This window comes from Pseudonocardia nantongensis, from assembly GCF_046546495.1.
In the GTDB taxonomy this organism is placed as follows: domain Bacteria; phylum Actinomycetota; class Actinomycetes; order Mycobacteriales; family Pseudonocardiaceae; genus Pseudonocardia; species Pseudonocardia nantongensis.
Genome location: NZ_JBKGXT010000002.1, coordinates 171197 through 186257, shown reverse-complemented (window position 1 = coordinate 186257; position 15061 = coordinate 171197). Strand labels below are relative to the sequence as shown.

Annotated in this window: 10 protein-coding genes and 1 pseudogene; 3 read left to right on the top strand and 8 right to left on the bottom strand. The window is 75.4% G+C overall.

What is annotated here, in order from left to right:
* Position 1: 1 nt before the first annotated feature.
* The 6 genes and pseudogenes from ACLFMI_RS02845 to ACLFMI_RS02820 form a co-directional block, all read right to left on the bottom strand.
* Positions 2–1325 (bottom strand): annotated as a pseudogene (locus tag ACLFMI_RS02845) (molybdopterin oxidoreductase family protein).
* A complete protein-coding gene (locus ACLFMI_RS02840) occupies positions 1325–2698 on the bottom strand; it encodes a nitrate/nitrite transporter (protein ID WP_410946118.1) in 1374 nt (457 codons plus the stop codon). Before ACLFMI_RS02840 ends, ACLFMI_RS02845 begins: the two are co-directional and overlap by 1 nt.
* A gap of 413 nt (positions 2699–3111) precedes the next feature.
* Positions 3112–3939 carry a TIGR02569 family protein gene (locus ACLFMI_RS02835; RefSeq protein WP_410946117.1) on the bottom strand — a complete coding sequence of 276 codons (828 nt, stop codon included), beginning with the start codon at positions 3937–3939 and terminating at the stop codon, positions 3112–3114.
* Positions 3940–4073: 134 nt separating this feature from the next.
* The gene (locus ACLFMI_RS02830) at positions 4074–6800 is read right to left on the bottom strand and encodes a hypothetical protein (RefSeq protein ID WP_410946116.1); all 2727 of its coding nucleotides are present in this window, start codon (positions 6798–6800) and stop codon (positions 4074–4076) included.
* A 263-nt stretch (positions 6801–7063) separates the two neighbouring features.
* Positions 7064–8236: an adenylyltransferase/sulfurtransferase MoeZ gene (gene moeZ / locus ACLFMI_RS02825; protein WP_410946115.1), complete on the bottom strand. Its 1173-nt coding sequence runs from the start codon at positions 8234–8236 to the stop codon at positions 7064–7066.
* 70 nt (positions 8237–8306) lie between these two features.
* Positions 8307–9290: an alpha/beta fold hydrolase gene (locus tag ACLFMI_RS02820; RefSeq protein WP_410946114.1), complete on the bottom strand. Its 984-nt coding sequence runs from the start codon at positions 9288–9290 to the stop codon at positions 8307–8309.
* A gap of 239 nt (positions 9291–9529) precedes the next feature.
* Between ACLFMI_RS02820 and ACLFMI_RS02815 the strand changes: the two genes are divergently transcribed.
* From ACLFMI_RS02815 to ACLFMI_RS02805, 3 genes are all read left to right on the top strand, one after another.
* Positions 9530–10453, top strand: a complete 924-nt coding sequence (locus tag ACLFMI_RS02815) for a glycoside hydrolase family protein (protein ID WP_410946113.1) — start codon at positions 9530–9532, stop codon at positions 10451–10453.
* Positions 10454–10459: 6 nt separating this feature from the next.
* A complete protein-coding gene (locus ACLFMI_RS02810; RefSeq protein ID WP_410946112.1) occupies positions 10460–12451 on the top strand; it encodes a P-type ATPase in 1992 nt (663 codons plus the stop codon).
* A gap of 120 nt (positions 12452–12571) precedes the next feature.
* On the top strand, positions 12572–13201 hold the full coding sequence (locus tag ACLFMI_RS02805; RefSeq protein ID WP_410946111.1) for a TetR/AcrR family transcriptional regulator: 630 nt from the start codon (positions 12572–12574) through the stop codon (positions 13199–13201).
* On the opposite strand, the gene ACLFMI_RS02800 is transcribed toward ACLFMI_RS02805, so the two are convergent.
* Both ACLFMI_RS02800 and ACLFMI_RS02795 read right to left on the bottom strand, forming a co-directional pair.
* Positions 13202–14104: an alpha/beta fold hydrolase gene (locus tag ACLFMI_RS02800; protein WP_410946110.1), complete on the bottom strand. Its 903-nt coding sequence runs from the start codon at positions 14102–14104 to the stop codon at positions 13202–13204.
* A 12-nt stretch (positions 14105–14116) separates the two neighbouring features.
* The gene (locus ACLFMI_RS02795) at positions 14117–15037 is read right to left on the bottom strand and encodes an AurF N-oxygenase family protein (protein ID WP_410946109.1); all 921 of its coding nucleotides are present in this window, start codon (positions 15035–15037) and stop codon (positions 14117–14119) included.
* Positions 15038–15061: the final 24 nt, after the last annotated feature.

The following is a 15061-nucleotide window of genomic DNA, read 5'->3' as shown; positions in this document are numbered from 1 at the left end:
GTCAGGGTAGCCCTGACACGGCCTCCGGCCAACGAGTTTCCCGGGCGTGACCGGGTGACGTCGGATCGAGCCGGACCGCGGCGACCTTGAACTCCGGCATCCGGCTCACCGGGTCCAAAGCCGGGTTCGTGACGTTGTTGGCCGCGCCGGCCCCGCCGAAGTGGAACGGCAGGAACACCGTGTCGGGCCGCAGCGAGGGCACGCAGCGGACCCGCGCCGTCGTCGTGCCCCGCCGGGAGGTCACCTCGGCCAGGTCGCCCTCGGCGAGCCCGTGCCGGGCGGCGGTGTCCGGATGCACCTCGACGAACGCCTCGGGCGCGACCGACGCCAGCTCGGCGACCCGCCGGGTCTGCGCGCCGGACTGGTAGTGCACCAGCACCCGCCCGGTCGTCGCGCGCAGCGGGAACTCGTCGTCGACGCCCTCGTCCGGCTCGACGTGCTCGACCGGCACCATCCGGGCCCGCCCGTCGGCGTGCGCGAACCGGTCCGCGAACAGCCGCGGCGTCCCCGGGTGGTCCTCGGCCGGGCAGGGCCAGTACAGGGCCTCGTCCGCATCCAACCGGGCGTAGGAGACCCCGGAGTAGTCGGCGATCCCCCCGGCCGAGGTCCAGGTACCCCTCGGTGACGGCGGCGTGCAGCATCCCCAGCGCCAGCACCAGGTCGGTGCCCGGCCGCGGGGCGAGGTGCAGCCCTCCGGAGGCGAGCGCGCGCTCCGCGGTCGGCGTGCGCCGCGGGTCCACGACGACCAGCCGGGCCGAGGCCAGGTGCGACATCAGCGGCGGCATCGTCTCGGCGACGTTCGCGCCGGCCAGCACGACCAGCTCGGCGTCGGCCAGGTCGGTCACCGGGAACGGCATCCCGCGGTCCACCCCGAACGCCCGGTTGCCGGCCGCCGCGGCGGACGACATGCAGAACCGGCCGTTGTAGTCGATCTGCGAGGTACCCAGCGCCACCCGGGCGAACTTGCCGAGCAGGTAGGCCTTCTCGTTCGTCAGGCCACCGGCGCCGAAGACCGCGACCGCGTCGGGGCCGTGCTCGGCCCGCAGCGCCGCCAGCGTCGCGGCGACCCGGCCCAGCGCGTCGTCCCAGGTCGACGGCGTGAACGCGGCGTCGCGGGTGCGGCGGACCAGCGGGGTCCGCAGGCGTTCCGGATGTGCCAGCAGCTCGCCGGACGTCCAGCCCTTCTGACACATCCCGCCCGCGTCGACCGGACCCCCCTTCCGCACGTGCACCGGGCGGGCGTCGACGTCACCGGACGGGTCGATCCACTGCCCACACTGCAGGGCGCAGTAGGGGCAGTGGGTCGCCGTGCGGCCAGGCCCCATCAGATCCGAGCCAGGGCCGCGGTCTCGCCGTCGCGCAGCGGCATCGACCGCGGGCGCAGGTAGACCGCCCAGGTCACGCCGATGCACACCACGTAGAACGCCAGGAAGCTCCAGAACGCGGGCGTGCCGGAATCGACCGCGAGGAACGACTGACGGAACGCCAGGTTGATGAACAGGCCCCCGAGGGCCCCGACCGCGCCGGCGATGCCGATCACCGCGCCGGACAGCCGGCGCGCGGTGGCCAGCTGGGCCTCCCGGTCGGCGCCCTCGGCGATCGCGCGCCGGGCCCGGCCGGTGAAGATCGCCGGGATCATCTTGTACGTCGAACCGTTGCCGATCCCGGACAGCGTGAACAGCAGGATGAAGCCGAGGGTGAACACGGCGAGCGACTGCGCGCCGGAGGCCAGGATGACGACGGCGGTGGCGACGGCCATGCCGGCGAAGTTCCACACGGTGACCCGGGCACCGCCGAAGCGGTCGGCCAGCCGGCCGCCGTAGGGACGGATCAACGAGCCGATCAGCGGGCCGATGAAGGTGACCGCCGCGGCCTGTAGCGGCGTGCGGTCGAACTGGTTCTGCAGCACCAGGCCGAAGGCGAACGAGTACCCGATGAACGATCCGAACGTCCCGACGTAGAGCAGCGACATGATCCAGGTCTGGCGGTCCCGGCAGGCCTCGGTGAACGCGCCGGTGTCGTTCGACATCGCGGCGATGTTGTCCATCCGCTTCCAGGCCAGGGCCGAGGAGGCGACCACGAACGGGAGGTAGATCGCGAGCAGCACCCGCGGCTGGCCGGCACCCAGGGTGGCGATGACCAGCAGGCCGAGCAGCTGCGCGACCGGGACGCCGAGGTTGCCGCCACCCGCGTTCAGGCCGAGGGCCCAGCCCTTGCTCCGTTCCGGGAAGAACGCGTTGATGTTCGCCATCGAGGAGGCGAAGTTGCCACCGCCGACGCCCGCGACGGCGGCGACGGCCAGCAACGTGCCGTACCCGACGCCCGGTTCCATCACGATCATCGCGAGGAGCGTCGGGACGATCAGCAGCGCCGCACCGAAGACCGTCCAGTTGCGACCACCGAAGCGGGCGACGGCGAACGTGTAGGGCAGCCGCAGGATCGCCCCGACCAGCGTGGGCACCGCGACGAGGAAGAACTTCTGCGCGGCGTCGAACCCGTACTCCGGCCCCATGAACAGGACCAGAACCGACCAGATGGTCCAGATCGAGAACCCGATGTGCTCGGAGAAGATCGACTGCCAGAGGTTCCGGTTCGCGATCCGCTTCCCGGTGCTCTGCCAGAACCCCTCGTCCTCCGGGTCCCAGTACTCGATCCAGCGCCCGCCGAATCGGCGGGCCGGTCCTGCGCTCGTGGTCACGCCAGCGTCTCCCGACTGTCGTCGTGCTCGTCGGGAGACGACGCTAGGGAGCCCCCGTTTCCGGGGAGTGGCCGCACGTGACACGCCGGAAACAGATCCCTCACGTCCGGTGCCGACGTCGCGTGAGAAGTGGACCGTGAGCAGGCTCGTCCGTCAGGCCGGAGTGCTCGAGCAGGTCAACGGCCGTTCACCGCAGGCTTCGGCCACCGCGCAGTGAACGCGGCCCGCCCCGGCGCCCAGCTCCGCGCCGGCGCGGGATCGCCGACGCCGGATCGCCGGCGCAGAGTCGCCGACGCGGAATCGCTGACCGGGTAAGCGAATTTCGAGCAGTCACTTCCGCCTCCGCGCCGCGCATCCGGCGCCCCCGGCCGGACGACTGCCGCTCGACGCGGGTGCGCCCCGGCCGGTTCAGGTCAGAGCCGGCGGCTGACGAGCCCGGCGACCCGCTCGATCCCGGCCAGCGACTCGGTCGTCGCGTCCGGGTGCTGAGCGTGCAGCGCCAGCCGGTACAGCACGGCACGCAGCAGGGCCTGCGGCCACTCGGGCAGCTCGGACCAGCGCTCGATCAGTTCGTCGTCGGCGCCACCCCAGGCGACGGCGTCCACGACGACGACGGCCGCGGCCCACTCGGCCGGACGCCAGAACGGCACCAGGTCCAGTACGGCCGGGCGACCGGTCGGGTCGAAGAGCATGGCGCCGAACAGCTCGCCGTGCACCACCTGCGGGGTCAGCCGCACGGTCTTCCGGTGCGCGGCCAGCTCGTTGAACAGGTTCCCGCCGGTCTCCGGGTGCAGGTCCAGCTTCCGCTCGCCGAACGCGGCGGCGGCGGAGCGGGACAGCAGGTCGTCACGCTCATCGAGCAGGCGCGGGCGCAGCACCGTCGAGGTGGCCGCGTGCAGCCGCAGCGACGCGGCGACAACCTCGTCGTGCCGGGGCTCCGGGGATCCGGGCACGTAGCGGGACGCGGCCCAGCCGCCGACGACCCACCGGCCGTCACTGGAGCGGACCGGGCGGGCCAACCGGATGCCGTCGACGTCGAGGTTCTCCAGGACGGTCGCTGACCAGGCCGCCACGACGTGGTCGGCGACCGGTCGCAACAGCACCTCGCCGCACTGCCAGGCCCGCTGTCCCGCCCAGACCACCGGACGCGGGACGGTCTCGCGAACGCCGAAGGCGACGCGAACGTGCTCGGGCAGGGCGTTCGCGGCCGGCGCGGTGGAGAGCGTGCGGGCTGCGGTCACGGGCCGGACGGTACCCGCGTAACGGGGTCGTTCGGTCCGCGCCACGCCCGGGGAGCGTGCAACGAGATCGCACGACCGGGTGAGCAGCGGGCGGGCGGGACGGGCCCGCGTGCTGCCCGCCGGGCCGCGTCGGGTCAGGAGTCCGGACCGCCGCGGTGCGAGCCGCCGCTGCCCGAGCGGTGCTCGGCCGAGCCACCCCTGTCCGAGCTGTCCCTTTTCGAACCACCCTTGTCCGAACTGTCCCCGCCCGAGCCGCTGCCAGGGGAACCGCTACCCGGGTTCCGCTCCGATCGACTCCCCGAGTCCGACGTGGACCCGCCGCCCCGACTCACCGCCGAACCGCGGCTCCCCGACCGCCCGGCCGAGTCATCGGAGGCGCCGGCGTTCGAGCGGCGGATGCCCGAGGCCTTGCCCGACCCGCGGGAGCGAGCATCGTTCCCGGCCGCTGCGCGCCGCCCACGATCGGCGGAGCCGCTCGCCGATGCGCGTGCCGCAGACGCCCCGACACCGGAGCCACGATCCAACCCGCCGCCCTCGCTTCCGCCGTCGCGGGTCCTGTCGCTCCCACCGCGGGTCCTGTCGGGCCGGCCGGAGCCACCACCGGGCTTCTCGCCGGAGCGGTCGCCGGAAGCCCGGTCGGTCCCGGCGACCGGGCGCTGGCCGGACCGGCCGCCGGTATCGGACCGGGACGTCCCGTCCCGGTCCGCCCGCACCGGCGAGGCGCCGCGCCGGGTGAGTTCCGCCCGGGCCTGCCGGTCGGCCTCCGCCAGCAACGGCGCAGCGGCCTCGGAGCCCATCGCCGCCGTCACGTACGGGCCCGCGACCGCACTGGCCAGGCCGCCGGACGCGCTCCCGGACCCGGCCGCCGGCGAGTCACCGCGCGATCGGGTGCCACCGTCACCGCCGTGGTCCGCCGACCGGCCACCGCGCAGGTCGGCCGGACCGGACCCGGCCGTCGCCGATGCGGCGCGGTCCGGCTCGCCGTCGGCTCGGCGATCACGGTTCCCGCTCTGGGAGGCGGAAGCGCCAACGGAACCGGCGACGCCGAGAGCGGTGCGGGCCCGGCCGCCCGTGGCCGGCCCGTCGGCGCCGGAGTCCCGCCCGGTCGACCCGCCGGCCCCGGCACCGCGGCTGCCGGACTCGCGGCTGCCCGACTCACGACCGCCGGACTCGCCGCTACCGGACTCGCGACTGCCGGAAGCGGAGCCACCAGAGCCACCCGAGCCGCCACCGTTCCGCCCGGCACCCGCCCGGCCGGGCCCCTCGTTCCGGTCCCCGGACCGCGCCCCGGCACCATCGCCGGTCCCGCCGGTCCCGCCGGTCCCGCCCGTCAGCCGGTCCACGGCTCCACCGACGCCCTTCGCCGCGTCGCCGACGCCGTCGGCGATCGTGCCGGCCCCGTCCTGGACCGCATCGACGGTCCGGTCCAGTGGCCCGGCCGGGCGCACCTCGGCACCGTCCCGGCCCGCCGACGGCTCCGCGCCGGACCGCGCGGACCGCGATCTCTCGGAGGCCGTGACCGCCTCCCCCGGACCGGCGGTCTCGGCGGGACCGGCGGCCGGCCCGGGGCCCGCACCGGGACCCACGGGGTGCGGCGCCGGCGACCGGCCGACGGCGGGCCGGGCATCGTCGCCGTTGCCGGCGGCGTCGCCGTTGCCGTTGCTGTCGGTGTCGCCGCCGCCGCCGGCGACGAGTGAGTGCACACCGTCCGCGGCGTCCGCGACCGCCCCGCCGAGCTTCGCACCCGGCCCGGACACCGGTTCCGCCACCGGGGCGCCGGACGGGGCGGGGGTCGCTGCACCCGGCCCGCGTCCGGACGCACCCTCCGGCCCCTCGGCACGCGGCACCGTCTCGTCCCGCGGACCGCGCGGGTCGGGCGGACCGCTGGTGCTGACCTCATCCCGCGGACGGTCCCCCGAGGTCTCCCGTCCGCCCTGCAGGACCTCCGGTGGCCGCGGTAGCGGGGCCGATTCCGGCACCTGCGGCTGCTCCCCGCGGGCCAGCGCGAGCACGTCCCCGGACACCTGCTGCGTCCCCTCCGGGTCGCCGGGCAGCGCCCCGGTCCGGGCCCGTTCGATGTCCTCGTCCAGCACCCGGAGCTGGTCGGCGGTCGCGTCCCGGCGACGGGCCCGCAGATCACGCTGCTCCTGCACGGCGGTGACGGCGGCAGCCTGGTCCCGGGTCCGCCCGGACGGTGGCGGCAACTCCGCCACCACCTCGTCCAGCTGGGCGAGCTGCTGGTCGGCCAGCGCCAGCTCGTCGGTGACGCGCTGCCGGGAGCGGTACGCCTCGAGCTGGGACCGCAGCGTCGCCCGCTGCCGGGTCAGCGTGGCGCGCTGCTGGCGCAGCCGCAGCACCGCATCCGGAGTGGCTCGCGCGCCGTGCGCGGCCGGCGCGTCCCGCCAGGCCCGTTCGGTGCGCTCCAGGTCATCGACCTGCTCGTCCAGCGCGACGAGCGCGATCCCCGCTTCCGTCGCCCATTGCTCGACGGTGCGTTCCTGCGGCTCCGGCACTCCGGCCACCTCGGGCCGGGTCGACGCCGCGGTCAGCGCGTACCCGCCGAGCAGCACCGCGGTGACCCCGACCAGGGCGACGGCCCGGCGGTGCCGCAGCAGCGTGTGCGGGACCCGCAGCGCGGACGGGCGCAACGGTGCCCGCCCGGCCGCCGGTGCGGGAGGGGGCTCCGGGACGGCGGCGGGTGCGGAAGCGGGCTCGGCCGGCTCGCGCAGCCACGGGAGGTTCTCGGCGAGCCGGCGGTCGTCGGCCAGCTGGGCGGCGGCCCGCCGGGCCTGGCGGGCGGCCACGCGGTGCGCGGCGGAGCAGTACCGGCGCTCCGGACGCCCGGGGACCGACTCGATCATCTCCGCGCATCCCTCGAGGGCACACACACGCACCGGCTGGTCCACCACTCAAGGCCTCCCCACGCGCGACCGACCGTCGATCACCGCATCGACAAGTCGCGACAACCGGTGGCCACGTTTCGCCGAACGGCATCATTCCGGCGCCCAACAGGTGAGGTTCACTCGAAGGGTCGAGCGTTGTATACAGCCTGTGACCCACGGCGGCCGCCGTCCCGGTGATCGGGGCGGCGGCCGTCGTGGCTCGCGCGGGTCGGTGCTGCGGGTCAGTAGGTGGGCTGCGAGGGATCGATCTGCTTGACCCAGGACAGCACCCCGCCACCGACGTGCACGGCGTCGGCGAACCCGGCCTTGTGCAGCGCGGCGAGCGCCTCCGCGGACCGCCCGCCGGACTTGCAGTGCAGCACGACCGGCTTGTCCTGCGAGATCTCCGAGAGCGCCTCGCCGGACAGGATCCGGTCCTTCGGGATCAGCGTCGCACCCGGGATCTTGACGATCTCGTACTCGTGCGGCTCACGGACGTCGATCAGCTGGAAGTCCTTGTCGGCGTCCAGCATCTCCTTGAGCTCGCCGACGGTGATCGTGTGCCCGGCGGCCGCGTCCTGCGCGTCCTGGGGCACGGCACCGCAGAACGCCTCGTAGTCGATCAGCTCGGTGATCTTCGGCGTCTCCGGGTCCTTGCGGATCTTCACCTGACGCCAGGTGGTCTCCAACGCGTCGTAGATCACCAGCCGGCCGAGCAGCGGCTCGCCGATGCCGGTGACCAGCTTGACCGCCTCGTTCACCATGATCGAGCCGATCGACGCGCAGAGCACGCCCAGCACGCCACCCTCGGCGCAGGACGGGACCATCCCGGGCGGCGGGGGCTCCGGGTAGAGGTCGCGGTAGTTCAGCCCCTGCCCGTTCGGCGCGTCCTCCCAGAACACCGAGGCCTGGCCCTCGAACCGGAAGATCGAGCCCCAGACGTAGGGCTTGCCGAGCAGCACCGCCGCGTCGTTGACCAGGTACCGGGTGGCGAAGTTGTCGGTGCCGTCCAGGATCAGGTCGTAGCCGGCGAACACGTCCAGCACGTTCTCGCTGGTCAGGCGCTCGTCGTGCAGCCGGACCTCGACGTAGGGGTTGACCTCGCGGATCGAGTCGCGGGCCGACTCCCCCTTCGGACGGTCGATGTCGGACTGCCCGTGGATGACCTGACGCTGCAGGTTGGACTCGTCGACGACGTCGAACTCGACGATGCCGAGCGTCCCCACTCCCGCGGCGGCCAGGTAGAGCAGCGCGGGCGAGCCCAGCCCACCGGCGCCGACGACCAGGATCTTGGCGTTCTTCAGCCGCTTCTGTCCGTCCATCCCGACGTCCGGGATGATGAGGTGGCGGCTGTACCGCTCCACCTCGTCCTTGGTGAGCTCGGCAGCCGGCTCGACCAACGGCGGTAGCGCCATCTCGTCCACTCCTCCGAAGTTGCTCTGGCGATGCAGTTCTCGCCTCTCGCGGGTGTCGGCCGGTGCAACGTCACCCGTCCCGCACATCTTCCCCCGGCGCCCCCGCTTCGTCCCACAGCCCGGCGACGGCTCCCGCGACCTCGACCGGTCGCTCGACCTGCGCGATGTGCCCGGTCCCGGGCAGCACCAGCAGCCGGGAATCGGACAGCGCGGCCGCCGTGCGCCCGGCCAGCCGCGGCGTGACGATCCGGTCGGCGCCGCCCCACAGCACCAGCGACGGCACCCGCACCCGGGCGGCCCAGGTCCACGCCGAGCGACCGGCCCAGCACCCGAGCAGGCCCCGCGTGGCGGCGCCGTCGGCGGTGGCCGCCCACGGCAGGGTGGCCCGGTACGCGTGCTCGGCGATCAGCTCCTCGAGCCGCCGGGCGGAACCGCGCTCGGGGTCGGCGAAGCACAGCCGAACGATCCGCTCGGCCCGCGTCCGCAGTGGCTCGGCGGCCAACCTGCGGCGCGCCGACCGGCCCAGGACCGGGACCATCGCGAGCGCCATCCGCGGGTCGGACAGCCGCCGCGGGTCCGGGCGGCGATCCGGCATGGCCGGCGACACCAGGGTCAGGGTGCTGACCAGCTCGGGACGCCGGGCCGCCACCGTCATCGCGATCAGCCCGCCGAGCGAGTTGCCGACCAGGTGCACCGGGCGGCTCGGCCCGTGGTCGTTCCGCCTGCGCTGCTCTTCGCGGCCGGCGAGCCAGCAGAGCAGCGCGTCGGCCATCCCGTCCGGGGTGTAGTCCTGCGCGTCGGTCGGCCGGGAGTGCCCGAAACCGGGCAGGTCCACCGCCAGGCCGGTGGCCCGCGGCGCCAGCAGCGCGGCCAGGTCCGTCCAGTTCGTCGCCGACCCGGACAGCCCGTGCACGAACACGACCTCGGGCCCGTCGGCCGGACCGGGCGTCTCACGCACGTGCAGGGCCACGCCGCCGGCGGTGATCGTGCGGCCGGGCCACGGCGGCAGGTCCTCCGCCGGCACGCCGAGGGTGCTCGGGTCCGCCTGCGTCACCGGACGCGGCCCGCTCCCGCGCTCCGGGGAGCCGGTGACGGGCCGGTGAACGGAGGTCGACGTGCCGACGGACATCCGACCAGGATGACGTGCCGGCGGCGGGCGCGTCGGCACGGGTGATCCCTCTCTCGCCGGCGCCGCACCGGGTGTGACGCAGAGCCAGCATTCGACGACCGAGCGCAACAACACCGGCGTCCACGCGTTGTACCGGGCGGACCCCCACGGGAAGGGACGCGCGGATGGGACGGATCGCGGGATCGGCCGGCACCCGGATCGCCGCGTTCGGCGCGGCCTCCGTGCTCGTCTTCACCGTCGCCTGGACCGCGGGCGGGATCACCCAGGCACCGCTGCTGCCCGGCGCCGGCGCGGACGACCCGGGCTCCGCGGGCCCGGTGCTGCCGGCCAGGTCGGCGCAGCCCGGCCCGGACGACACCGGCGGTGTGCTCAGCACCGCGTCCGGCTACACCCTGGTCCCGCAGCAGGTGGTCCAGCCGTACCGGGAACCGACCGAGGTCGCGTTCACCATCACCGGCTCGGACGGCACCCCGGTGACCCGGTTCGACCCGCCGGCCGGCGGCGGGTCGGTGCTGGACGTCGCGGTGATCCGCCGGGACGTCGCCGGCTACACCCGGCTGCACGCCACCCTCGGCCCGGACGGCGTCTGGCGGGCCCCGATGACCTTCCCCGGCGAGGGCGTGTGGCGGCTCTACGCGGCCTTCACGCCGACCGGCGGACCGGCCCTGGACCTCGGGACGGATCTGCACGTCCCCGGCCCGTACGGCGCGTTCACCTTCCCCACCGAGAACCGGACCGGGATGTGCGGTGCCAGCGACGAGCAGGTCCGCGTGGACGGGGTGCTGCTGCCCGGCGGCGAGTCCCGGCTCTACGCCACGGTCAGCCGGGACGGCGTGCCGGTGACGAACCTGGAGCCGGTCACCGGCGGGGCGTTCGGCGCGATGACCGCGGTCCGGCAGGGCGACCTGGCCCGGGTACCGGTACAGCCGGAGGTCAGCGGCGCGGCGGACGGCGACCGCGCCGGGCCGGGCGTGGCGTTCACGACGTCGGTGCCGGCCCCTGGCAGCTACCGGTTGTTCCTGGACTACCGCTCCGGCGGGGAGCTGCGGTCCTGCGAGTTCACCCTGCCGACGGCCACGGGGAGCTGATCCGGCGTGCGCCGCACCCCGCTCGTGCTCGCGGCCCTCGCCGCGGTACTCGCGGTCGTCCTGCCGCCGGCCGCGGCGGTGCTGACGGCGTCGGGCCGGCTCCCGCCGTCGCTGCTGCCGGTGGTGCCGCTGCTGGCGGTACTGCCGGCGGGGGCGGTGGTGCTGGTCCTCGGGTGGGCCGGGCACCGGGCAGCCGCGCGGGCGGCCGGCGCCGGGATGCTCACCGCGGACCTCCTGACCTCCGCCGGGACGCTCGCCGCACTGGCCTGGTCGGTCTCGGTGGCCGTGCCGGCCGCGGTGTCGGCCGCCGTCCCGGGAGCGGTGTCGCCGCCCGTCCCGGGGCCCGGAGCGAGCACCGTGCCGACCGGCGGCGCGCTGCTGCCGGGGGTCGCGGCGGTACTGACCGTCGTCGGGACGGCGGCGCGCCGCGTCGAGGGCCCAGCCGGGAGCACCGCCGGGAACACCGCCGGACTGCAGGTCGCCGCGGACCGCTGGTGCAGCCGGCTCGGTCCGGTCGCGCTGCTGGTCGCGGTGGCCGTCGCGGGCTTCCGGACCGGGATCGGGCAGCCGCCCGCGGTGGCGGTGCCGGCCGGGATCGCCGTGCTACTGGCGGCGAGCCCCTGCGCGCTGCTGGCGGCCGTGCCGGCCGCGGTGCGCGCGGCCCGGCGGGCAGGCCGGGAGACGATCCGGTTGCCGATGCCGATGCCGGCGGGCAGTGGGGCGGCCGGGTTCCCGCTGCCGGTGGCGGGCGACAACCACACGGCGCCCGGCGGCCGGGAAGGGCCCGGCTGGTGGGACCCGGTCGGCTGGACCGTTCCGGAGGATGGCCCGGCGACCGTGGACCGGGTGGACACGGTGGCGCTGGCGGGCCCGGACGTCCTCACCGGTGGCGGTGGCGGTGCCGCTCCACTCACCGTGCACCCGGCCGAGGGCACCGACCCGGAGCAGGTGCTGCGGCTGGCCGCGTCGGTGGCCCGGGGCGCCGCGGACGGATCGGACCTGGGGCCGGTCGCCCGCGCGCTGGACGCGGCGCTGCGGGACGCCGGGGGCAGCCCACCGGACGTCGCCGAACCGGACGAGCGTCCCGGCCACGGGGTCTCCGGCCTGGTCGCGGAGCTGGTCCCGGCGGCGGGCACGGTCGTCGCGCACGCCGTGCTGCTGGGATCCCCCGCCTGGTTGCTCGAGCACGGCATCGGGCTGCCGCCGGAGGTGTCCCGGGCCCGCGAGCGGGCCGAGGCGGAGGGCTGCGCGGTGGTCGCGGTCGCCTGGGACGGGACGGCCCGGGCGGTGCTGGCGGTGCGCCGGTCCCCGCACCGCACGGCGGCGACCGGGATCGGCGCGCTGCGGGCCGCCGGTACCGAGCCGGCTCTGCTCACCCCGGACGACGACGCCGCCGCCCGCGCCCTGGGTTCGGCCGCGGATCTGGACCCGTCCGATCCGGACGCGATCCGTCCCGGTCTGGACGCGGCGGGCCGGGCGGCGGCCGTCGCCGGGCTGCAGGTCCGGGGCCGGACGGTGGCCGTCGCAGCCGACCCGCGGTACGACCCGGGGGCGCTGGCCGGTGCGGACCTGGCGATCGCGCTGGAGCCTCCGGACGGGAGCACCGCCGCCCCGGGCCCGGCCGTCCAGGGCTCGGTGGTCCAGGGCTCGGTGGTCCAGGGCTCGGTGGTCCACGGCCGGCCCGCCTTCGAGGACGGGACCGGCGGGTTCGCCGTCCACGGCGGCCCCGCCGAGGTCGCCACCGCGCTCACGCTGGCCCGGCGGGCCCGCCGGGCCGCCGCGGCCGGGCTGCGCGCCGCGCTGGTCGCCGCCGGGACCGGGGTGGCCGCGGCCGCGGCCGGGCTGCCCGCGCCCGCGGCCGCCGCGGTCCCCCTGGTGGCGACCGGCGCCGTCCTCGCGGTCGTACAGTGGCGGGTGCGACCGCCCGTGCAGACCCGTGCACGACCGTCCCGTACGGTCTGCCGGCTCGAGCTCGACGGGCACGGTCCGCGCCGGTGACGTCGTCCGGACGGGACCGCGGACGGCGAGGCCGATCCCCCGTCCGGCGCATCCCCGGATCCCTCGGCAACCGGGGTTACTTATGGGTAGGGTGACCCCACATCCGGTGAAAGGTAGGCGATGACTGGAACCGCCACGCCACGGGGCGCTCGCCTCTCCCGCGGCGCGCGCCGCGCGCAGCTACTACTGGCGGCCCGGGACGTGTTCGCCGACCAGGGCTACCACGCGGCCGCGATGGACGACATCGCCGAGCGGGCCGGTGTCAGCAAGCCGGTGCTCTACCAGCACTTCCCCGGGAAGCTGGAGCTGTACCAGGCGCTGCTGACGACCTACGCCGAGGAGCTCGTAGAGCGGGTCTCCGGAGCGATCGACCGCACCGACGACAACAAGGAGCGCGTCGAGGCCGCGGTCGCCGCCTACTTCGACTTCGTGGCCGGTGAGGGCCGCGCCTACCGGCTGGTCTTCGAGTCCGACCTGCGCGGCGACCCGGAGGCCGCGGCGGTCGTCGAGAGCGCGCTGGACCGGTGCATCGACGCGATCGCCGGCGCCGTCACCACCGACGCCGGGCTGACCCACGAGCGGGCCCGGCTGCTGGCTGTCGGCCTGGTCGGCCTCAGCCAGGTCGGCGCGCAGTTCTGGCTGGACTCCGACCAGCAGGTACCCCGGGACGAGGCGGTCCTGCTGCTGTCCTCGCTCGCCTGGCGCGGCATCGCCGGCTTCCCGAAGCAGGGGGCCGGCGAGCAGCCGTAGCTACGCCGCCGGGGCCGCCGTCGCCCGGTGCGCCAGCGACGCGATGCGGGCGGCCACCCCGGTCACCCGCTCCACCGGGAGCATGTGCCCGGCGTCCGGGAAGACCGTCATCCGGGCGTCCGGCAGGTGCTCCCGGATCCGGCGGGTGTAGCGCGGCGGGGTCAGCCGGTCCCGCGTCCCGACCAGCACCTCCACCGGCAGGTCGGCGAACGTGGCGAGCGCCGCGTCCCGCTCGTGCGAGGTGAGCGTCGGGGTGAAGCCGGAGATCGTCGTCGGGCGGCAGTCGCCGATCGTCTCGCAGGTCGCGCGGACCGCGAGCGCGTCCGGCCTGCGGCCGAGCAGCAACGCCCGCATCCCCGGCCCGAGCAGGGCCGGATGCCGGGTGACGGATCGCCGCCCGGTCCAGTACGGGCTCGCCGTCACCTTGTCCTTGCCGACCAGGAACGCCCGGGCCGGACGCCCGCTCATGCCCAGCGTCGCGGCCCCGCCGAGCCCGCCGCTGGCCGTCGCGACCAGCGCCACCCCGGCCAGCCGGGACGCGACCAGCTCGGGGTGCCGCTCGGCCAGCGCCATCGTCGTCATCCCGCCCATCGAGTGCCCGGCGATCACCAGCGGGCCGGACGGGCAGACCTGCTCGATCACCTCGGCCATGTCGTCGGCGAGGTTCTCCAGGGTCTTGTCCGCGTCCGGGGTGTCGTCCGAACGCCCGTGGGCGCGGTGGTCGTAGCGGACCACCCGCATCAACCGGCCCGGACCGGCACCGAGCACGTCCGCGACCGGCGCCCAGCACCGCTCGTCCAGGGTCCAGCCGTGTGCCAGCAGCACGGTCACCCCGGCAGTCGGCGGACCGGACTCGCGGACGTACAGCCCGGTCCCGTCGCGGGTGACGACCCGTCGGCTCATGGACTCCATCCTTCAGATCAGGTGGGCGCGCTTCCAGAGGGCCTCGGTCGGCCCCCCGACGACGCCCTGCTCGCGGAGGAACGGCACCAGCTTGCGGGCCGACCAGCGCAGCATCTCGTGATGGTGCGGGTTGGCCAGCGCCGCCGCGCGGCCGACCTTCGGCTCGATCCCGACGCTGCGGTAGACCTCGGGGTTGATCAGGTTCCGGGCGACGACGAAGGCGATCCGCGCGGTCAGGTAGCGCGCCCACGCCCGCTCGGCGCGGTTGGTCCTCGGCATGATCCGCTGCAGCTCCTCCCGCGCGTAGCGCACGTGCCGGGCCTCCTCGGTCACGTGGATCTTGTTGATCATGCGGGAGAGCGGCTGGACGCGCTCGTCGCGCATCCCCTCGCGCTGCAGCTGGTCGAGGATCTCCTCGACGTAGAGGGTGCCGGCGAACATCGCCGGGCCGGTGCCGATGGTCTTCATCAGCCGGCCCTGCTCGTGGGTGAGCCGGCCGGGCGCGTAGTCCGGCACGCCGTAGCGCTCGGTGGCCTTGGCGAACATCATCGAGTGTCGGCACTCGTCGGCGATCTCCACCAGCGCGTACTGGATGTGCGCCTTGCGCGGATCGCGGTCGTAGGCGTAGCGCAGCAGCATCTGCATGAGGATCATCTCGAACCACAGACCGATCCGGGCGACACTGCAGAACTCGTGTACGGACAGCGTGACCCGCTGCTCCTCGGTGAGCCCGTCCCACAGCTCGGTCCCGTAGAGCGAGACGCGCTCCGGGACGATCCCGTACTTGCCCTCGACGAGCGGGGCGTCCCAGTCGATGTCGATCGACGGGTCGTAGGACTTGTCGACCGAGCTGCGCAGCAACCGGGCCGCGGTGTCCTCGCGGTCGGCGACCTTCGTCTTGCTGCCGGTGCGACGGGCGGTGGGAGCACTCATCGGGTCACGCGTTCCTCTCGGGTC

What these genes read in the sequence shown, in the direction of transcription:
- ACLFMI_RS02800 (WP_410946110.1), bottom strand. Translation starts at nt 14,104, where the DNA reads ATGAGCCGACGGGTCGTCACCCGCGACGGGACCGGGCTGTACGTCCGC.
- ACLFMI_RS02815 (WP_410946113.1), top strand. Translation starts at nt 9,530, where the DNA reads ATGGGACGGATCGCGGGATCGGCCGGCACCCGGATCGCCGCGTTCGGC.
- ACLFMI_RS02795 (WP_410946109.1), bottom strand. Translation starts at nt 15,037, where the DNA reads ATGAGTGCTCCCACCGCCCGTCGCACCGGCAGCAAGACGAAGGTCGCC.
- ACLFMI_RS02830 (WP_410946116.1), bottom strand. Translation starts at nt 6,800, where the DNA reads ATGATCGAGTCGGTCCCCGGGCGTCCGGAGCGCCGGTACTGCTCCGCC.
- ACLFMI_RS02805 (WP_410946111.1), top strand. Translation starts at nt 12,572, where the DNA reads ATGACTGGAACCGCCACGCCACGGGGCGCTCGCCTCTCCCGCGGCGCG.
- moeZ (WP_410946115.1), bottom strand. Translation starts at nt 8,236, where the DNA reads ATGGCGCTACCGCCGTTGGTCGAGCCGGCTGCCGAGCTCACCAAGGAC.